General features: G+C 71.6%; 17 protein-coding genes. 12 read left to right on the top strand and 5 right to left on the bottom strand.

Annotated features, from left to right (window positions below):
* Window positions 1-48: 48 nt before the first annotated feature.
* From ACH45E_RS01175 to ACH45E_RS01160, 4 genes are read left to right on the top strand one after another with little or no spacing between them, the layout of a single operon-like run.
* Entirely contained in the window at window positions 49-387 is a 339-nt protein-coding gene (locus ACH45E_RS01175) for an antibiotic biosynthesis monooxygenase family protein (protein WP_361436504.1), read from the top strand.
* Window positions 384-1,271 carry an NAD(P)-dependent oxidoreductase gene (locus ACH45E_RS01170; protein ID WP_361436507.1) on the top strand — a complete coding sequence of 296 codons (888 nt, stop codon included), beginning with the start codon at window positions 384-386 and terminating at the stop codon, window positions 1,269-1,271. Before ACH45E_RS01175 ends, ACH45E_RS01170 begins: the two co-directional genes overlap by 4 nt.
* The gene (locus ACH45E_RS01165) at window positions 1,268-2,236 is read left to right on the top strand and encodes an amidohydrolase family protein (protein ID WP_361436510.1); all 969 of its coding nucleotides are present in this window, start codon (window positions 1,268-1,270) and stop codon (window positions 2,234-2,236) included. The genes ACH45E_RS01170 and ACH45E_RS01165 overlap by 4 nt, the downstream gene beginning before the upstream one ends.
* Window positions 2,233-3,474: a cytochrome P450 gene (locus ACH45E_RS01160; RefSeq protein ID WP_361436513.1), complete on the top strand. Its 1,242-nt coding sequence runs from the start codon at window positions 2,233-2,235 to the stop codon at window positions 3,472-3,474. Before ACH45E_RS01165 ends, ACH45E_RS01160 begins: the two co-directional genes overlap by 4 nt.
* 9 nt (window positions 3,475-3,483) lie before the next feature.
* On the opposite strand, the gene paaK is transcribed toward ACH45E_RS01160, so the two are convergent.
* Window positions 3,484-4,779 carry a phenylacetate--CoA ligase PaaK gene (gene paaK, locus ACH45E_RS01155; protein WP_361436516.1) on the bottom strand — a complete coding sequence of 432 codons (1,296 nt, stop codon included), beginning with the start codon at window positions 4,777-4,779 and terminating at the stop codon, window positions 3,484-3,486.
* A gap of 186 nt (window positions 4,780-4,965) precedes the next feature.
* Between paaK and ACH45E_RS01150 the strand changes: the two genes are divergently transcribed.
* Window positions 4,966-5,844 carry an alpha/beta hydrolase gene (locus ACH45E_RS01150; RefSeq protein ID WP_361436519.1) on the top strand — a complete coding sequence of 293 codons (879 nt, stop codon included), beginning with the start codon at window positions 4,966-4,968 and terminating at the stop codon, window positions 5,842-5,844.
* On the opposite strand, the gene ACH45E_RS01145 is transcribed toward ACH45E_RS01150, so the two are convergent.
* Window positions 5,813-7,687: a sulfatase gene (locus tag ACH45E_RS01145; protein WP_361436522.1), complete on the bottom strand. Its 1,875-nt coding sequence runs from the start codon at window positions 7,685-7,687 to the stop codon at window positions 5,813-5,815. The two genes, ACH45E_RS01150 and ACH45E_RS01145, sit on opposite strands and share 32 nt — an antisense overlap.
* A 152-nt stretch (window positions 7,688-7,839) precedes the next feature.
* Window positions 7,840-9,450 (bottom strand): acyl-CoA synthetase, encoded by a 1,611-nt coding sequence (locus tag ACH45E_RS01140; RefSeq protein WP_361436525.1) that lies wholly within the window; start codon window positions 9,448-9,450, stop codon window positions 7,840-7,842.
* Between the two features lie 187 nt (window positions 9,451-9,637).
* Here ACH45E_RS01140 and ACH45E_RS01135 point away from each other — a divergent pair, with 187 nt between their 5' ends.
* From ACH45E_RS01135 to ACH45E_RS01110, 6 genes are all read left to right on the top strand, one after another.
* Window positions 9,638-10,438, top strand: coding sequence for a crotonase/enoyl-CoA hydratase family protein (locus ACH45E_RS01135; RefSeq protein WP_361436528.1), 801 nt, complete (start codon window positions 9,638-9,640; stop codon window positions 10,436-10,438).
* 22 nt (window positions 10,439-10,460) lie between these two features.
* Window positions 10,461-11,402, top strand: a complete 942-nt coding sequence (locus ACH45E_RS01130; RefSeq protein WP_361436531.1) for an OB-fold domain-containing protein — start codon at window positions 10,461-10,463, stop codon at window positions 11,400-11,402.
* Window positions 11,399-12,448, top strand: coding sequence for a thiolase domain-containing protein (locus ACH45E_RS01125; RefSeq protein WP_361436534.1), 1,050 nt, complete (start codon window positions 11,399-11,401; stop codon window positions 12,446-12,448). The genes ACH45E_RS01130 and ACH45E_RS01125 overlap by 4 nt, the downstream gene beginning before the upstream one ends.
* On the top strand, window positions 12,445-13,611 hold the full coding sequence (locus tag ACH45E_RS01120; RefSeq protein WP_361436537.1) for a thiolase domain-containing protein: 1,167 nt from the start codon (window positions 12,445-12,447) through the stop codon (window positions 13,609-13,611). Before ACH45E_RS01125 ends, ACH45E_RS01120 begins: the two co-directional genes overlap by 4 nt.
* A gap of 81 nt (window positions 13,612-13,692) precedes the next feature.
* Window positions 13,693-13,935: a DUF397 domain-containing protein gene (locus ACH45E_RS01115; RefSeq protein WP_132855509.1), complete on the top strand. Its 243-nt coding sequence runs from the start codon at window positions 13,693-13,695 to the stop codon at window positions 13,933-13,935.
* A gap of 162 nt (window positions 13,936-14,097) precedes the next feature.
* Window positions 14,098-14,595 carry a hypothetical protein gene (locus tag ACH45E_RS01110; protein ID WP_132855511.1) on the top strand — a complete coding sequence of 166 codons (498 nt, stop codon included), beginning with the start codon at window positions 14,098-14,100 and terminating at the stop codon, window positions 14,593-14,595.
* 5 nt (window positions 14,596-14,600) lie between these two features.
* Here the strand turns inward: ACH45E_RS01110 and ACH45E_RS01105 are convergent, their stop codons facing one another.
* The gene (locus tag ACH45E_RS01105) at window positions 14,601-16,571 is read right to left on the bottom strand and encodes a peptidoglycan recognition family protein (protein WP_361436541.1); all 1,971 of its coding nucleotides are present in this window, start codon (window positions 16,569-16,571) and stop codon (window positions 14,601-14,603) included.
* A 299-nt stretch (window positions 16,572-16,870) separates the two neighbouring features.
* Entirely contained in the window at window positions 16,871-18,013 is a 1,143-nt protein-coding gene (locus ACH45E_RS01100; protein WP_361436544.1) for an aminoglycoside phosphotransferase family protein, read from the bottom strand.
* 272 nt (window positions 18,014-18,285) lie between these two features.
* On the opposite strand from ACH45E_RS01100, the gene ACH45E_RS01095 reads away from it, so the two are divergent.
* A complete protein-coding gene (locus ACH45E_RS01095) occupies window positions 18,286-19,785 on the top strand; it encodes a hypothetical protein (protein WP_361436547.1) in 1,500 nt (499 codons plus the stop codon).
* The last annotated feature ends 5 nt before the right edge of the window (window positions 19,786-19,790 follow it).

Genomic DNA, 19,790 nt, shown 5'->3' with positions numbered 1-19,790 from the left:
GAGTCGGTGGGATGCGTGTCCTGCCGGATCTCACCCCCAGGAGGAGACATGGGCACCGAGCACAAGGGCCATTCGGCCGAGAAGCTGGGAGTCGTCTTCACGGTCCGTGTGATCGAGGGCGGCGAGCAAGGGTTCCTGGATCTGTACGACCGGATCCGGAAATCCGTGTCCCGCACCCCCGGCCACATCGTCGAGAGGCTGGGCGAACCCGTGGACGACTCGCGGCAGTGGGTGATCACCAGCGAGTGGGAGACGGCCGAGCACTTCTTCGCCTGGCAGCAGAGCGAGGAGCACCGCGCGCTGGTGGCCCCGCTGCGCCAGTGGGTCGACTCGACGCAGTCGCTGCGGTTCCGGGTCGTCAAGGAGACCCAGGGGGTGTCGTCATGACACGGACGGCCAACGAACCCGTAGCCGTGCTCGGACTCGGGACGATGGGCGCCGGACTGGCCGCCCGCCTTCTCGACCAGGGGGTACCGGTCCGGGTCTGGAACCGCACCGCGGACCGGGCCGAACCGCTCGCCGAGGCGGGCGCCTTCGTGGCACCCCACCCCGCCGACGCCGCCGCCGGTACGAGGGCCGCCATCTGCGCGGTCGCCGACGGCGAAGCCCTCAGCGCCGTGCTGCGCGGACCCGACGGCGTACTGGCCCGGGGCGCCTACCCCGGCGTCCTGATCTGCGCGAGCACCGTCGCGCCCGAAGAAATCGTCCAGCTCGCCGGGGACGTCTCCTCGGTCCTGGACATGGGCATGCTCGGCAACCGCGACCACGCCCGTGACGGCGAGCTGCGTCTGTTCGTCGGCGGCGAGGAGCAGGCGTTCGAGGCCTGCCGGCCCCTGCTGCGGATGCTGGGCAAGGAGGTCGTCCATCTGGGCGTACTCGGTTCCGGCATGCGGATGAAACTGCTCCTCAACCTGCTGATGGGCATAGAGGTGCAGGCCCTGGCGGAGGCCGGCGAGCTGGCCGCCGCCTGTGGACTCGACCGGAAGCTGGTCCTCAAGACGATCGCGGGCAGCGGCTTCGCCTCGCCGGTCATGGCGTTCAAGTCACGGCGCCTGGCCTCCGGCCGCTTCGAGGAGCCGGACTTCCGGCTGCGGCTGATGGCCAAAGACCTCATGCTCGCTTCCAAGCAGGCAGCGGCGGCCGGCCTGAGCCTGCCGCTGGCGACCGCCGCGGCGGAGACCCACGTCCGCGCCACCGAGCTGGGACTGGGCGACGAGGACTGCGCCGCGGTCGTCCGCGCACTCACACCGAAACCGGGAAGCGACACGTGATCATCGACATCCACGGGCACCTGTCCCCACCGGAAGCGGCCGAACGCTTCCCCATGCCCCCGAGCCTGACCGACGTCGACGGCATGCTCGCCGCCCGCGCCGAGGCCGGAATCGACCTCACCATCATCGGCAGCCCCGTCGGGGCCGGCGCGATGGCCCGGGTCCCGGGCGTCGACAACTACGCGCAACCACGCGACCGGCTGCGCGGCTTCCACGCCTGGATGTCGGGCCTGATCGGCAGGTTCCCGGACCAGTTGCGCGGATACGTGTACGCCAACCCGTTCGGCGACGACGATCACCTCGAAGGGGTGCGGGAGACCCTGGCGGACCCCGCCTTCGTCGGTCTGATCACCACGTCCAGCGTCCACGGGGAGCTCCTCGGCTCCCCGCGGGCCGACTCCTTCTTCGCGCTGGCCGCGGAGGCGGGGGTGCCGGTCCTGGTGCACGCGCCGGCCGAACCGGTCGGCACCGAACGGGTCGACGAGATCGGCTTCGTCGAGCAGATCGGCCGGTTCGGCGACATCACCGTGGGCATGGCCATGATCGCGTTCGCGGGATGGCTGGACAAGTACCCCGGTCTCCGGCTGATCGGCGCGACCGGCGGCGGCGCGATGGCGCTGCTGCCGGAGCGCCTGCGGACGGCGGCGCGCCCCCGGCACTGGGCCGGGGGCACCCCGCCCCCCGGCCGGCCCGGAACGGCCTCCGCCCCGCCGGCCGCCGACCCGGCCGCGGCGCTCCAGCGCATGTACGTCGACACGAGCCCGTTCAGCCCGGCGCACCTGAGCCTGAACGCGGAGGTGCTGGGGCCGGAGCGGATGCTGTTCGGCACCGACTCACCGCCGATGGCGGCGCCGCTGGAGGACTCCATCCGCATGATCGAGAAGCTGCCGCTCGACAAGGCGTCCCAGCAGCTCGTCCTCGGCGGCAACGCCGAGGCCCTCTTCGACCTGAGGAGCCGTCCGTGACCACCACACAGGAAGCCGTCACCGCGGCGGAGCGGTGCACCCCCGAGTTCCGGCGGGATCCGCACCCGGTCTACGCCCAGCTCCGGGAAGCGGCGCCGGTCTGCCCCATGAGACCGCCGCACGGCAACGAGACGTACCTGATCACCCGGTACGAGGACGCGCGGGCCGCCCTGGCGGACCCGCGGCTGAGCAAGGACATGTACGGGGCGATGGACGCCTACCGGAGGATCTTCGGTGACTCGTCCGTCGCGCTGGACGACAACATGCTCAACTCCGACGCGCCCAAGCACACCCGGCTGCGCAGGCTGGTCAACTCCGCGTTCACCCCGCGCCGTGTGCAGGCCCTGCGGCCGAGGATCCAGGAGATCGTCGAGAGCCTGCTCGACGCGTGCCCGGCCCGGGAGCCCTTCGACCTGCTGCCCGCGTTCGCGTTCCCGCTGCCGATCATCGTGATCTGCGACCTGCTCGGCGTGCCGCCCGAGGAGCGGTCGCGGATGCAGCACCTGTCCACCACGGTGGCGCAGACCGGCTTCGGCGAGGAGGCCAAGCGGGCCCAGCAGCAGGCGGAGGAGGACCTGCACGCGTACTTCACGGACCTCATCGCGGCGAAGCGCCGCCGGCCGGGCGACGACCTGCTGAGCGCGCTCACCGCGGTCCGGGACAACGACGGCGGGCTCTTGGAGAACGAGCTGGTCTCCACGGCGTTCCTGCTGATGTTCGCGGGCCACAAGACGACCGCCTACCTCATCGGCAACGCCGTCCACCACTTCCTGTCCCATCCGGAGCAGCTCCGCGCCGTCCGCGAGGACCCGGAGCTGATCCGGGCGGCGGTCGAGGAACTGGTGCGTTACGAAGGCTCCGTGGAGAGCTCGACGTTCCGCTACGCGACCGAGGACCTGGAGTACGCCGGGACGCGGATCCCCAAGGGCGCCCTGGTCCAGATCGCCCTCAGTTCCGCCAACCGCGACCCGCGGAAGTTCGACGCCCCGGACGAGTTCGACGTGCGGCGGCCGGGGAACGCGCAGGACGCCCATCTGGGGTTCGGGCACGGCAGCCACTACTGCCTGGGAGCCCCCCTGGCCCGGCTGGAGACCCAGCTCGCCCTCACCGGCCTGTTCGACCGGTTCCCGAGGATCGCTCCGGCCGGCCCCGCCGGGCAGGCACGGTGGCTGGAGGTCCCCTTCCCGGCCTTCCGCGGCCTCGCGGAGCTGCCGGTCGTGCTCGAACCCGCCGGCTAGGGCGGGGGCCTAGCGGGGCCGGAGGTCCACGATGCGGCGGATCTTGCCCACCGAGCGCTCCAGTGACTCCGGTTCGACGATCTCGACGGTGACGGACACGCCGATGCCGTCCTTCACGGCCGCCGCGATGGACCGGGCCGCCGCGTCCCGGGCCTCCGGGCCGGCGCCCGGGCGGGCCTCGGCCCGCACGGTGAGGGCGTCCAGGCGGCCCTGGCGGGTGAGGCGCAGCTGGAAGTGCGGGGCGACGGCCGGGGTGCGCAGGACGATCTCCTCGATCTGCGTCGGGAAGAGGTTCACCCCGCGCAGGATCACCATGTCGTCGCTGCGGCCGGTGACCTTCCGCATCCGCCGGAACACCCGGGCCGTGCCGGGCAGGAGCCGGGTCAGGTCACGGGTGCGGTACCGGATCACCGGCATCGCCTCCTTGGTCAGCGAGGTGAAGACCAGCTCGCCCTCCTCGCCCTCCGGCAGCACCTCGCCCGTGATCGGGTCCACGACCTCCGGGAAGAAGTGGTCCTCCCAGATGTGCAGGCCGTCCTTGGTCTCCACGCACTCCTGGGCCACGCCCGGGCCGATCACCTCGGAGAGCCCGTATATGTCGACCGCGTCGATCGCGAACCGCTCCTCGATCTCGCGCCGCATCTCCTCGGTCCACGGCTCGGCGCCGAACACACCGACCCGCAGGGAGGTGGAGCGCGGGTCCACGCCCTGCCGTTCAAACTCGTCGAGCAGAGTGAGCATGTACGAGGGCGTGACCATGATGATCCCGGGCCGCAGGTCCTGGATCAGCTGGAGCTGCCGTGCGGTCATGCCCCCGGAGGCCGGGACGACCGTACAGCCCAGGCGTTCGGCGCCGTAGTGGGCGCCGAGGCCGCCGGTGAACAGCCCGTATCCGTACGCCACATGCACGGTGTCGCCGGGCCGCCCGCCCGCCGCCCGCAGGGAACGGGCCACCATGTCGGCCCACATCGACAGGTCGTTCTCCGTGTAGCCGACCACGGTCGGCCGTCCGGTGGTGCCGCTGGAGGCGTGGATACGGCGGATCCGCTCGCGGGGCACGGCGAACATCCCGTACGGGTAGTTCTCCCGCAGGTCGGCCTTGGTGGTGAACGGGAAACGGGCCAGATCGGCCAGTGAGCGGCAGTCCTCCGGGCGGACCCCGGCCTTGTCGAAGGACTCCCGGTAGAAGGGCACGTGCGCATAGGCGTGCCGGAGGGACGCCCGGAGCCGCTCCAGTTGCAGCGCCCGCAACGCCTCGACGCCGAGCCGCTCTCCCGCGTCCAGCAGGCTGCCCGTCTCCGCCATGGCACTTCTCCCTCGCCGACCGCACCGATCCTCTCGACCGATCGTTCGGTCGACCCGCACGGGATCAGTTAACGCAGCCCACCCCGCCCCGGGCAAGAGGTCCGGCCGCGGATTCCCGGGGGCTACGCGTGCGATGCCGGGCGAACTCCGTTGCGGCCGACGGTCCCGCGGTCCATGATCGGCTCCATGCCGACCTTCACCGCGCCCGACGGGACCGAGCTCGCCTATCACGTCCGTGGTGAGGGCGAGCCCCTCGTCGTCCTGCCGGGCGGGCCCATGCGGGCCTCCGTCTACCTCGGCGACCTCGGAGGACTGACCGCCCATCGGCGGCTGGTCCTGCTGGATCTGCGGGGCACCGGGGACTCCGCGGTGCCGGCGGATCAGGCGACCTACCGGTGCGACCGCATGGTCGACGATGTGGAGGCGTTGCGCGCCCACCTGGGGCTGGAAGGCATGGATCTGCTCGCGCACTCGGCCGCCGGCAGCCTGGCGATGCTGTACGCGGCGCGGTATCCGGCACGCGTGCGGCGGCTCGCGCTGATCACCCCCAACCCGTCGGCCCTCGGCATGCGGGCCACCGCCGAGGAGCGTCTGGCCGCGGCCCGGTCCCGCACGGACGAGCCGTGGTTCGAGAAGGCGTTCCCGGCGCTGGAGAACTGGCTGACGGGGAGGGGCGCGTTCGACCCCGCATGCGTGCCTCTCTTCTACGGGCGGTGGGACGAAGCCGCCCGTGACCACGACGCGGCCACCGAGGAGCAGACCAACGAGGCGGCGGGCGAGGTCTACTTCGCCGACGGAGCCTTCGACCCGGACGTGACCCGCGCCGCGCTCACCGCCCTGACCGCCCCGGTCCTCGTCCTCGCCGGCGCACTGGACGGCGGCCCGTGCCCCGCCCTGGCCCGGCGTACCGCCGAGGCCTTCCCCGACGCCGAGTCCGTGGTGCAGCCCGGCGCCGGGCACTACCCCTGGCTGGACGACCCGGAGTGGTTCGTGCGCCGGGTCGCCGGCTTCCTAGGCGCCGGCGAGACCCCGCTCAGCCCCCGTTCGGGCCGTACGCCGTCATGAAACGGTCGCGGAACTTGTTCATCGGCCATTCCGGCGCGTCGGCGGCGGGCTTGAGGCCGTCCGTCCAGCCCCAGTCGGAGACGCGGTCAAGCACCTTCGGGTCGCGGGCGACGATGGTGACGGGTACGTCCCGGTTGGCGCTGCCCCCCGTGACCGTCGGGACGGGCTGGTGGTCGCCGAGGAAGACGAGGACGGTGTTGTCGTCGCCGTAGCGCTGGACCCACTGGGTCAGGCTGTCCAGGGAGTACTGGATGGCCTTGCGGTACTCGGTCCGCACCCGCTTCGCGCTCTTCCAGACCTCCGTGGGGTTCGTGCCCTCCTTCTTGATCTTGTAGAAGACCGAACCGTCCCCGAGGTCCTTCCAGTCGATCATGTGGGCGATGGGGGACCAGGGGTTGTGGCTGGAGGCGAGGATGATCTCCGCCATGATCGGGTCGCGGTTCTTCTTGCCGTGCTCCAGCTTCTGGAAGGCCTCCAGGCTGAACTGGTCCGGCACCGGCGTCCAGCTGAAGTACGGGCCCTGGTAGCCGAGGTGCGTCGAGTCGTATATGTGGTCGAGGCCGAAGTACTTGCCCTCGGGCCAGGGCTTGCGGACGCCCGGGACGACGCCGACCGTGCGCCAGGCGCCTGTCTTCTGGAAGTAGCTGGTCAGGGTCGCGCGGTCGCTGGTGGTCAGGGACCGGTACCGCTGCTGGTTCTTGACCCACGTGCCGGACAGGAACGTCGAATGGGCGAGCCAGCTGCCGGCCCCCGACACGGGCGACCTGAGCCAGCCGCTGCGCGCCGAGAATCCGGCCGCCTTGAGCCGGGCGTCGCCCGCCTTGAGCGTCGCGTCGACCTCCGGTCCCATCGTCGGATCGTCGATGGCCACCCGGCCGTAGCTCTCGATGAAGGTGAGCATGACGTCCTTGCCGCGCAGCCCGGTCAGCAACTGGTCGGACGGGGTGTGGGCGAAGGCGTCGACGGCCATCTGCTTCTTGTAGACATCGGCGTCGCCGAGGCCGTCGCGAACGTACTGCACCCGGTTGAAGAGGAACTGGGCGTAGCCCTTGGTGGCGAAGGGGACACCGCCGAACTGCAGGCCCATGGTGAAGCAGACGACCCACACGACACCCAGGACCAGCGTGCCGCGCACGGCCACGGTGCGATGCCGGGCCAGCGCGCCCGCCAGCCGCATCGTCGCGAGCACGCTCAGCGCGAGCACGGCGATGACCAGCACGATCACCCCGACCACCGCGAGTATCTCGCCCGAGCGCCCGAACGAGTCCTTCACCCAGTCCGCCCCGTCGCTCAGCAGCACCCAGTCGAAGACCAGGTCGAACGGCCGGGCCAGGGTCTGCCGGAAGCCCATGTCGAGGCACTTCAGGATGCCGGACAGCCCGATGAGGACCCCCAGAGCTCCGGCCGTGATCCGCCGCGCCCTGGCCGGCAGTACGAGCAGAACGGCCGCGAGGAAGACCGCCTCGACCGGGATACGGAGGAACCTCTGGACGGACATCCAGTCGAGGCGGTTGGGCACGAGGAACACGGTGAGCACCAGCGCACCGGCCAGGACGGTCGTGCCCACCCGTACGACCCGTGCGGCCCGGGGGTAACGACGGCGCCAGCCGAACCAGCCGGGGCGGACGGCGGAGGCGGTGCCGGCAGCGGGCTCGACGGCGGTCTCGCCGCGCGCTTCGTCGCCGGCCGCCGCCTCTTCCTGCTCCTCCGTGCCGGGGCTCGCGTCCGCCCCGGTCTGTTCGGCTGTCCCGGAGTTCCCCCGGGTCCCGTCCGTCGCCGTCGCGTCGGGGTCCGGACCCGCGTCGTCGTCCGGCAGTTGGCGAGGGGGCGTGAGGTGCGACACCCGAGGGTCCTTCCGTGCGTAACGCGGTGCTGGTTCGACGGAGGCTGTTCCGTCATCCCCCGTACGACCGGCAGCCACCTTTGGTTCAAAGGCGGAGGCCGGCCGCGCACAGGGTACGCCGCCACGATCACCCGGATGGCACCCGCCCGCGGTTACCGGTCCGCCGCCACCGCCACCTCCCGCGCCCACCGGTAGTCGGCCTTCCCGCTCGGCGACCGCTGGATGGACTCCGCGATCACCAGCTGGCGCGGGACCTTGTACCCGGCCAGCTGGGTACGGCAGTGCACCTGGATGTCGGCCAGGGACGGCCGGGCAGCGCCCTCGCGCAACTGCACCACCGCCGCGACGTGGTTGCCCCAGGTGGCGTCCGGCACCCCGGCCACCAGGGCGTCGTACACGTCCGGGTGCGACTTGAGCGCCTGCTCGACCTCCTCCGGATAGACCTTCTCGCCGCCGGTGTTGATGCACTGGGAGCCGCGCCCGAGTACGGTGACGACGCCCTCCTCGTCGACGGTCGCCATGTCGCCGAGCAGCACCCAGCGCCGGCCGTCCTTCTCGAAGAAGGTCTCGGCGGTTTTCCCCGGGTCGTTGTAGTAGCCGAGCGGTACGTGCCCGCACTGCGCGACGCGGCCGATCTCGCCGGGCGCGACCGGCTCGTGGGTGGCCGGATCCACCACCCAGGTGCGGGAGTTGACGCGGATGCGGAAGCCGCGCTCGAGACCGGAGTCCTCCGTCGCCGTTCCGTTGAACCCGGATTCGGAGGAGCCGAAGTTGTCCAGCAGCCTGGCGTTCGGGACGAGTTCCCGGAACTGCCGGCGCACCGTCTCCGACATGATCGCGCCCGAGGACGAGACGCTGAACACGGAGGAGCAGTCGGTGCCCTTCATGGGCCCGTTCAGCCCGTCGATCAGCGGGCGCAGCATCGCGTCGCCGACCAGGGACATGCTGGTGACCCGCTCCTTCTCGACCGTCCGCAGCACCTCCTCGGGGACGAACCTGCGGTGGATGACCACCCGTTGCCCGAAGTTGAAGCCGACGAACGCGGTGAGGGTGGAGGTGCCGTGCATCAGCGGGGGAGTGGGGAAGAAGGTGATCCCCGAGCCGCCCGCGGCGACCCGCTCGGCCAGTTCCTCCGGCTTCTTCACCGGATCGCCGGTCGGCGCCCCACCGCCCAGACCGGCGAAGAAGAGGTCCTCCTGGCGCCACATCACGCCCTTGGGCATACCGGTCGTCCCGCCGGTGTAGATGATGAACTGGTCGTCGCCCGACCGGGCCGGGAAGCCCCGCTCGGGCGAACCGGCGGCCTCGGCCTCGGCGAACGGGACAGCGCCGGGCACCTTGGTCTGCCCTCCCACGCTCAGCAGATGCCGCAGCCTGGGCGCACGCGGCCGCGCCGCCGCCACCCGGTCGCCGAACTCCGCGTCGAAGACCAGCGCGACCAGGTCGGCGTCCCGGTAGAGGTAGACCAGTTCCTCCTCGACATAGCGGTAGTTGACGTTGACCGGCACGATCCTGGCCTTGAGGCAGCCCAGCACCGTCTGCAGGTACTCGACGCCGTTGTACAGATGCAGACCCAGATGCTCACCGGGCCGTATCCCGCTGTCGATCAGATGGTGGGCGATGCGGTTGGCGGCGGCGTCCAGTTGCGCGTACGTCAGCCGGTGCTCGGCACCCGTGCCGGGGTGGTCCACGTAGACGAGCGCCTCGCGGTCCGCGACCACGTCGACGACCGACTCGAACAGGTCGGCAAGGTTGTACTCCACCGCTCCTCCTGACCCCGGGCAGTCGTACCTGGCAGCTGTCGGTTCGCCGGTCATCAGAGCAAAGGGCACCGCAACTGTGAAGGGTTCCGGCACAAGAATCTGACTACCTGTCAGAAAACCCTTGAAGTGCCCACTCCACTACTGCAACCTGTTCTCGTTCTGCCGCTCTGCAGAGGGGAGATGGGCGATGGGTGGAACCGAACACCTCACCGTGCGGCGCGAAGGCGGCACACTGGTGCTCACGCTCAACCGGCCCGAGGCCAGGAACGCGCTTTCGTTGCCGATGCTCGTCGGCCTGTACGACGGCTGGCTCGAGGCCGACGAGGACGACGCGGTCCGCTCCGTCGTGCTCACCGGAGCCGGCGGCGCCTTCTGCGCCGGGATGGACCTCAAGGCGCTGGCCGGCAAGGGCATGGAGGGCCAGCACCACCGGGACCGGCTCAAGGCCGATCCCGACCTGCACTGGAAGGCGATGCTGCGGCACCACCGCCCGCGCAAGCCGGTGATCGCCGCCGTCGAGGGCCACTGTGTCGCGGGCGGTACCGAGATCCTGCAGGGCACCGACATCAGGGTCGCGGGCGAGTCCGCGACCTTCGGCCTGTTCGAGGTCAGGCGCGGGCTGTTCCCGATCGGCGGCTCCACCGTCCGGCTGCAACGCCAGATCCCGCGCACCCACGCCCTGGAGATGCTGCTCACCGGACGGCCGTACACCGCCCGCGAGGCCGCGGACATCGGGCTCGTCGGCCACGTCGTCCCCGACGGCACCGCACTCGCCAAGGCCCTGGAGATCGCCGAACGGATCAACGCCTGCGGCCCGCTCGCCGTCGAGGCCGTCAAGGCGTCGGTGTACGAGACCGCCGAGATGACCGAGACCGACGGCCTGGCCGCCGAGCTCAAGCGCGGCTGGCCCGTCTTCGACACCGCCGACGCCAAGGAGGGCGCCCGCGCCTTCGCGGAGAAACGGCCCCCCGTCTACAAGCGCGCCTGACCCACCGAAGGAGCCCTCAGGCATGCCCGAAGTCCTCAAAGCCCCCCTCGTCGTCGAGTTCCCCTTCACCCGCTCCCTCGGCCCGGTCCAGAGCGCCTTCCTGACCGGACTGCGCGAACGGATCGTCCTCGGGGTGAAGACCAGCGACGGCCGCACCCTCGTCCCGCCCGTCGAATACGACCCCGTGACCGCCGAGGAGATCCGCGACCTCGTCCACGTGGCCTCCACCGGCACGGTCACCACCTGGGCCTGGAACCACGAACCCCGCCGCGGCCAGCCCCTCGACACCCCCTTCGCCTGGGCCCTGGTCCGGCTCGACGGCGCCGACACCGCCCTGCTGCACGCCCTCGACGCCCCCGGCCCCGACGCCGTGCACACGGGCATGCGGGTCCGGATCCGCTGGGCCGAGGAACGCACCGGCGCCATCACCGACATCGCCTGCTTCGAGCCGTACGACGGTGACGACACCGAAATCACCGTCCACGCGGGCGAGTTCGAGGAGCCGGTCACCGGCATCGTCGCCGCCGCCCGCCTCGACTACACCTACTCGCCCGGCCGCGCCCAGTCCGCCTACATCCACGCGTTGTCCGGGCAGCGGACCTTCGGCGAGCGCTGCCCCTCCTGCCGCAAGGTGTACGTCCCGCCGAGGGGCGCCTGCCCCACCTGCGGGGTCGCCACGGCCGAACAGGTCGAGGTCGGTCCGCGCGGCACGGTCACCACCTTCTGCATCGTCAACATCAAGGCGAAGAACCTCGACATCGAAGTGCCGTACGTCTACGCCCACATCGCCCTCGACGGCGCCGACCTCGCCCTGCACGCCCGTATCGGCGGCATCCCCTACGACCAGGTGCGGATGGGGCTGCGCGTGGAGCCGGTATGGACCGAGGGCGCCCGCTACCCCGACCACTACCGGCCCACCGGCGAACCCGACGCGGACTACGAGACGTACAAGGAGCTGGTATGACGCGGGACATCGCGGTCGTCGCCTTCGCGCAGACCGACCACCGGCGCACCAGCGACGAGCTCTCCGAGGTGGAGATGCTCATGCCGGTGCTGCACGACGTGCTCGACCAGACCGGCCTGAAGACCGCCGACATCGGCTTCACCTGCTCCGGCTCCAGCGACTACCTCGCCGGCCGCGCCTTCTCCTTCACCCTCGCCCTCGACGGCGTGGGCGCCTGGCCGCCGATCTCCGAGTCGCACGTCGAGATGGACGGCGCGTGGGCGCTGTACGAGGCCTGGACCAAGCTGCTCACCGGGGACGCCGACACCGCGCTCGTCTACTCGTACGGCAAGTCCTCGCCCGGCTCGGTGCGCGACGTCCTCACCCGGCAGCTCGACCCGTACTACGTCGCCCCGCTGTGGCCCGACTCCGTCGCCCTGGCCGCGCTCCAGGCACAGGCGCTCATCGACGCGGGGGAGACCGACGAACCCGCGCTCGCCGCGATCGGGGCGCGCAACCGGGCCGACGCCGGCGGCAACGCCCACGCCCAGCTGCGGGGCCCGGTGCCGCAGGGCGAGTACCTCGTACGGCCGCTGCGCACCGGTGACTGCCCGCCCATCGGCGACGGCGCGGCCGCGGTGATCCTGGCGGCCGGGGACCGGGCCCGTGAGCTGTGCGCGCGGCCCGCCTGGATCCGGGGCATCGACCACCGCATCGAGGCACACGGCCTCGGCGTCCGCGACCTGACCGACTCGCCGTCCGCCCGGCTGGCCGCCGAGAAGGCGGGCGCGTTCGAACGGCCCGTCGACACCGCGGAGTTGCACGCGCCGTTCAGCTCGCAGGAGGTGGTGCTGCGCAAGGCGCTGCGGCTGGACGACAGCGTGTGCGTCAACCCCTCCGGAGGAGCCCTCGCCGCCCACCCGATCATGGCCGCCGGGCTCATCCGCGTCGGCGAGGCCGCCGCCCGCATCCACCGCGGCGCGAGTGACCGGGCGCTCGCGCACGCCACGTCCGGCCCGTGCCTGCAACAGAACCTGGTCGCCGTACTGGAGGGGGATCCCCGATGAGCAAGGAGCCCGTGGCCGTCACCGGGATCGGCCAGACCAAGCACGTGGCGGCCCGCCGGGACGTGTCGATCGCCGGACTCGTCCGGGAGGCGGCGCAAAGGGCGCTGGACGACGCCGAGTTGACCTGGGCCGGCATCGACGCCGTCGTCATCGGCAAGGCGCCCGACTTCTTCGAGGGCGTCATGATGCCCGAGCTCTACCTCGCCGACGCGCTCGGCGCGGTCGGCAAGCCGATGCTGCGGGTGCACACGGCCGGCTCCGTCGGCGGCTCGACCGCCCTCGTCGCCGCGAACCTCGTCGCCGCCCGGGTCCACGGCACCGTGCTCACCCTCGCCTTCGAGAAGCAGTCCGAGTCGAACGCCATGTGGGGACTGTCCCTGCCCATCCCCTTCCAGCAGCCGCTGCTGGCCGGCGCGGGCGGCTTCTTCGCCCCGCACGTACGCGCCTACATGCGGCGCAGCGGAGCCCCCGACACGGTCGGCTCCCTGGTCGCCTACAAGGACCGGCGCAACGCGCTGAAGAACCCCTACGCCCACCTCCACGAACACGACATCACCCTGGCGAAGGTCCAGGCCTCCCCGATGCTGTGGGACCCGATCCGCTACTCCGAGACATGCCCGTCCTCCGACGGCGCCTGCGCGATGGTCCTCACCGACCGGGCCGGCGCGGCCCGCGCGCCCCGGCCGCCCGCCTGGATGCTCGGCGGGGCCATGCGCAGCGAGCCCACGCTGTTCGCCGGGAAGGACTTCGTCTCCCCGCAGGCCGGAAAGGACTGCGCGGCCGACGTCTACCGGCAGGCCGGCATCGCCGACCCGCGCCGGGACATCGACGCCGTCGAGATGTACGTGCCGTTCTCCTGGTACGAGCCCATGTGGCTGGAGAACCTGGGCTTCGCCGACGAGGGCGAGGGCTGGAAGCTGACCGAGTCCGGGGTGACCGAACTCGACGGGGACCTGCCCGTCAACATGTCGGGCGGTGTGCTGTCCACCAATCCCATCGGCGCCTCCGGCATGATCCGTTTCGCGGAGGCCGCCCTCCAGGTACGCGGACAGGCCGGAGAACACCAGGTGGAGCGGGCCCGGAAGGTGCTCGGGCACGCCTACGGCGGCGGATCGCAGTTCTTCTCCATGTGGCTCGTCGGCTCCGAACCGCCCGACTCCTGAAAGTCCCGGTCACGTGGCCTGTCGGCGGTCGGAACCGATCGCTAGGCTGGCCGCGGACGACGAACCGGGAGGAGCACGGACGTGGCCGAGAGCACCACCCAGCAGAAGCCGCTCATGGGCTGGGACAAGCCGGAGCTGGACCTCAGCAACGCCGAATGGCAGTCCAGCAGCCGAGGCGCGGGAGATGTCCAGATCGCCTTCGTCGAGGGATTCATCGCGATGCGCAACAGCGGCCGCCCACAGAGCCCCTCCCTGATCTTCACCCCCGCTGAGTGGGGCGCCTTCGTGTCGGGTGCGAGGGAGGGCGAGTTCGACCTCACCTAGGCCACACCTCGGCCACGATCCCGGCCACGCGCCGGGTCCGACCCGGGGTGCGACGAGTGACGAGGACCGACGGTGGCCGGCGCGGTCACCGTCGGCCCGCCGGGGGAGGAAGAGACACCGCCCACACGGCGCCGAACGCGTCCGGGCACGTACCATGGCCGCATGTCGTTCCTCCGCCGCCGCAGTGCCACTCCCGCCGGGCCCGACTTCGACGTACTGGCCATGGACCCGGGTGACTGGCCCGGCAATCTGGGCGCCGGACTGCTGCCCGCTCCCGATGGCAGCTGCCAGGGCGTCTTCCTGCGCTACGACCTGTTCGGCGGCCGAGGCCCCGCCATGATCATCGGCAACCTGCCGGAGGGCTCCCCGGCCCGCGAGGTCGCCGAGACCGAGATCCCCTTCGAGGTGGCCCAGCTGCTGCTGGCGCTGGAGAACGACGAGGAGGTGACGGTCACCGACACGGAGGACATGCCGGTGCTCCAGGGCGACAACCTCCTGATCGTGCGGAGGCTGAAGCTCTCCGAGAGCCGGATCTCCTGCGTGCAGTTCGACCGCAGCGACGGCGTCCTGGTCACCATCGCCGCCTGGGACCGGCCCATCACGGACGACCTGTACGCCCTGCTGAAGCCGCTCCCGGCGGAGCTTTTCCAGCAGGGCTGAACCGGCTATCCGGCGGACGGCTCCAGCGTGACGTCGGCGGCGCGCACGAACGCCACCCGGTGGCCGAACTGGATCTCGTAGTACAGGTCCTCGCCGGCCACCACCCGGTGCGAGTCGGTGGTGAAGGTGACCGAGTAGAAGTACTCGCCCGGCACCGCGTCACCGACCACATACCGCTGGCCCGCGGGCAGCGTGTACGGCAGCGGTGACACCGACTGCACCGGCACGCCCGCCGGGTAGGCCTCCTTCTCCGGGTAGGCGCGGCCGTACACCGGTACGCCGCTCGCACCGTCCTTCGGCGTGACGACCAGGCCGGAGGCGTTCACCGCCGTCGGGTCCTGCCTCGGGTCGCGGAACCAGGCCTTCTGGCCCAGGTACCAGATCGCCGTCCAGTCGCCCCAGCGGTCGGCCACCGCGAACTGCTGCCCGGTGGACACCCGCGAGGACAGGTCGTTCACCCCGATGGTCGGGTCCGTACCGAGACCGACGTCCTTGATCAGGGCCGAGTTCTCGTCGTGGTCGGAGTACAGCCGCACCTCGCTCGAACCGTGCGCCGCGCACGGCTCGCCCTTGGTCACGCAGCCCGTGTACACCGGCTGGTTCGCCTCGTAGTCAGGCCGGATCGTCACCAGCCCGCCCTTCTTGCCCGCGGTGCGGTGGAAGGGGCGGCCCAGCAGCTCGAAGTAGTGCCGCCAGTCCCAGTACGGGCCCGGGTCGGTGTGCATGCCGGGGATGTACGACGTGGTCGGGCCCGGAACGTTGTCGTGGCCGAGGATGTGCTGCCGGTCCAGGGGAATGCCGTACCGCTTCGCCAGGTACTTCACCAGCCGGGCCGAGGAGCGGTACATCGCCTCCGTGTACCAGGCGTCCGGCGCGGCGAGGAAACCCTCGTGCTCGATGCCCACCGACTTGGCGTTGACGTACCAGTTGCCCGCGTGCCAGGCCACGTCCTTCGCCTTCACATGCTGGGCGATCAGTCCGTCGGTGGAGCGGATCGTGTAGTTCCAGGACACGTAGGTGGGGTCCTGGACCAGGTTGATGACGCCGTCCCAGGCGCCCTCGGTGTCATGGATGACGATGTACTTGATGCTCTGCGACGCCGGGCGGTCGCCCAGGTCGTGGTTGCCGTAGTCGTTGTCCCCGAATTCGGCGTACGGCGCCGGGATCCACTCGCAGGACACCTTCTTCGGGCACTCCGTGCCGTCGTCGGAGACCGTGCGCAGCCCGGTCCGCCGCAGCTGGGCGGTGTCCGCGCCGATCCGCGGCTGGGCGGCCAGGGCGAGACGCTGCCCGGCGTCCGTGGTGCGCTCCTCGCCGGTGCGCAGCACGTCGTACACGTCGTTCGCGTACGCCGCCGCCGTCGCCGTGTCGTCCGCGCCGGAGAAGCGGGCCACCGCGCCGTACCACTCGGCCGGATCCGCGCTCAGCGGCTCGCCCAGGTCCTGCTGGGCGGCGGCCAGCAGGGCGGCGCCGCCGGCCACGTTGGCCTCCGGGTCGGTGCGCAGCCGAGCGGCGGGGATCCCGGTCAGCTCGGCCGCCTTCGGCAGCGTCTTCAGACGGGCGGGCAGCGCGGAGTCCGCCGGGATCCGCGCGGTCGGGTGCAGGGCCGCGCGGGCGGTGTCGCCGCGGGCGTCCTCGGCGCCCTCGCTGTGGTGCGGCAGCGCGGCCAGCGCGGTGCGCGCGTCGGTGAGGTGCATCGGGCCGTAGCCGCCGGTGACGCTCGGCGCTCCGGCGTGCGTGTCCCAGCGGGACTGGAGATAGGAGACGGCCAGCAGGACGCTCTGCGGCACGTGGTACTCGGCGGCGGCGGAGGCGAAGGCATGCTGCAGCCGGCCGGTGGAGGAGTCGGTGGCACTCTGGGCAGGGGCCGCGCCCAGCAGCGGGAACAGGAGAGCGGCGGAGGCGACGGCGACTCCTGTCGCGTGCCTGCGTCTGCGTCCGGGTGCGGGCGTCGGGTCGGTGGCGGATCCTCGCAATGCAGCCTCCAGGAACGGGCGAGCTGACGGGGCGTGCGGGACTGTCGGTCATTTGCGCCCCTGCGGCGCCGGCGGTGGGTCAGTGGTACCCGCTGGCCGACGATCCGTCAATCATGCCTGGAGGAAGGAGATTTCCCATGTCACACGGGGGGTGTGGGAGTTTCGCGGCGCATGCGCGCGGGCCTGCGGGGCGTCAGTGGAGTACACCACTGCGGGCCCCAGGAGCTGGGAAGCCGGAGGCACACGAAGGTCCGCGGTGCGCCGCCGCTCTGGGCGCACCGCGGACCCTTGTGTCCCCGTCAGCGAGTGCCGACCGCCGCTCGTACCGCCCTGCGGGCGAGCTGGCAGTCGTCGTGCAGCCGCCTGAGCAGCAGCCGCTGTTCCTCGCCGGACGGCGCAGCGCCCGGGTGGGCCAGGCCCGGTGCCGCCGGGGTCGTGTCGTGCATCGAGCGCTGCACGGCCGTCTCGTACGTACGGATCTCCCGCGTCAGCACGAGCATCAGGTTCACCAGGAAGGCGTCCCGTGAGGCCGGGCCCGCCGCCTGGGCGAGCTGGCTGATCTGCCGCCGGGCCGCCGGCGCGTCCCCGAGGACCGACCACAGCACCGCCAGGTCGTACCCCGGCAGGTACCAGCCCGCGTACTCCCAGTCCACCAGCACTGGACCGGCTGGTGACAGGAGGATGTTCGACAGCAGTGCGTCACCGTGGCAGAACTGCCACATGCCCTGGCGTCCCGCCGCGTGTGCGATGTCGTGCAGCAGCTTCTGCAGGTCGCCCAGGTCCCGGTCGGTGAGCAACCCCAGCTCGTGGTCCCGGGCGATACGGGCCGGGTAGTCCAACGGTTTGTCGAACGTGTCCGTCGGGGGACGCCAGGTGTTCAGCCGGCAGATCGCGGCCAGGGCCGCCCGGATGTCCGCCCGGGGCGGGGCCTCCGCCGGATGCCGCTGGAGTGCCGCCACCCGGCCCGGCATCCGCTCGATGACCAGGGTGCAGTTGTCCGGATCCGCCGCGATCAGTCTCGGCACCCGGATCGGTGGCCGGTGCCGGACGAACGAGCGGTATGCGGCTATTTCGTGCCTGGTCCGCTCCGCCCAGGCGGGGGAGTGGTCCAGAAGACACTTGGCCACTGCCGTGCTGCGCCCCGTCGTCCCGACGAGGAGCACGGACCGCCCGCTGCGGCGCAGCACCTGCACCGGAGCGAACTCCGGGCAGATCCGGTGCACCGACGCGATCGCGGCGCGCAGCTGCGCGCCCTGCGGGCCGGACAAGTCGAGTCTCCCGCTGAGCGGTTGCGTGCCCGGGCCCCCGGCGCGCCGCGGCCGGCCCGCGCCGAGCACGGGTGGCCCTGGACGCGCCCCGGGGTCCAGATAGGGGCCGCTGCCCGCCGGGCGGGCACGCAGCGGCCGGGGCGGGGCGGACACGGAGGACGATGCTGCGTACATGGGCGGAACAGATCCCTTCGTGTGCCTGCGGTGCCTGCCTTGGTAAGTCCTTGCGCTCATCCCGGCCCGGTCGCGGCCCGGAAGCCCGGGTGCACCCTGGGGAATGCACCCGTCATATGAACCGGCGAACCGGGTCGGGGTGGCGCGTTCCTACTCGACACCCGTCGCCCAGTGGCACACCATCTGGCGCACCCTGGCGAACCGTGGCGAATAGTCGCCCGGCAACCTCCGCAGGGCTACTGTCAACTCAGCCGAGAACCTGGGGGCTTGACGTGAGCGGACAACCCAACGCCCGCCTCGCGGACCTGTTCGGCCTGGCCGGCTGGTCCAAGGGCGAACTCGCGAGGCTGGTCAACAAGCAGGCGGCGGCCATGGGCCACCCCCAGCTGTCGACCGACACCTCCCGGGTGCGGCGGTGGATCGACACGGGAGAGATCCCGCGCGATCCGGTGCCGCGGGTGCTGGCGGCCCTGTTCACCGAGCGTCTCGGCCGTGTCGTGACCATTGAGGACCTCGGTCTGGTACGGCACGGGCGTGCGGGGAAACGGCCTGGCGGCGGGAGTGTGGAACATCCCGACGGAGTGCCGTGGGCGCCCGAACGGACCGCCGCGGTCCTCACCGAATTCACGGGAATGGACCTCATGCTCAACCGACGCGGCTTGGTGGGCGCGGGCGCCGCGCTCGCCGCGGGATCCGCACTCAGCAGCGCCATGCACGACTGGCTGCACACCGATCCGACCCTGAAGGCCGACGCCCCTGTTCTCGACGACCCCCTGCATGCCGACCCCGCCGGGTACGACCGTTACGAGGCCGCTCCCATCGGGTCGCAGGAGATCGAGGAACTGGAGCGCTCGGTGGAGGTGTTCCGAGCCTGGGACGCGGCCCGCGGTGGCGGGCTGCAGCGCAAGGCGGTGGTCGGCCAGCTCAACGAGGTGGGCGGCATGCTCGCCTACCGCCACCCGGACCACCTCCAGCGGCGTCTGTGGGGCGTCGCCGCCAACCTCGCCGTCCTCGCGGGATGGATGTCCCACGACGTCGGCCTGGAACCGACAGCCCAGAAGTACTTCGTCATCGCCGCTCATGCCGCGCGTGAGGGCGGCGACCGGCCGCGCGCCGGGGAGGCGCTCTCCCGGGCGGCTCGCCAGATGGTGCACCTCGGCCGGCCCGACGACGCACTCGACCTGATGAAGCTCGCCCGGTCCGGCTCGGGCGACGAGGTGCTGCCCCGCACCAAGGCGATGCTCTACACCATCGAGGCCTGGGCACAGGCCTCCATGGGCAAGGGCCAGGCGATGCGCCGCACCCTCGGCCAGGCGGAGGACCTCTTCGTCTCCGACAAGGGCGACGTGCCGCCGCCGAGCTGGATGCAGATGTTCAAGGAGGAGGATCTGTACGGCATGCAGGCCCTCGCCTACCGCACGCTGGCGGAGCACGACCCGAGCGCGGCCGCGCACGCCCAGCACTTCGCGGAGAAGGCCCTGGCCCTCAGGGTCGACGGGCGCCAGCGGTCTAAGATCTTCGACTTCCTGTCCATGGCCTCGGCGTGCTTCATCGCCGACGACCCCGAACAGGCGGACCGGTACGCGCGCCTGGCCCTGATGTCGATGGGCTCGAACTCCTCCCACCGCACCTGGGACCGGCTGCGCCAGATGTACCGGCTCACCGCCGAGTACGCGAGCTATCCGAAGATCCATGAGCTGCGGGAGGAGATCAGGCTCGCGCTGCCCCTGCCCAAGACCAAGGGCAGTGGCATCGACAGCGCACAGGCCTAGCCTGT

The organism is Streptomyces sp. NPDC020299 (assembly GCF_044387825.1).
Lineage (GTDB): Bacteria > Actinomycetota > Actinomycetes > Streptomycetales > Streptomycetaceae > Streptomyces.
This window is presented reverse-complemented; position numbering and strand designations above follow the sequence as displayed.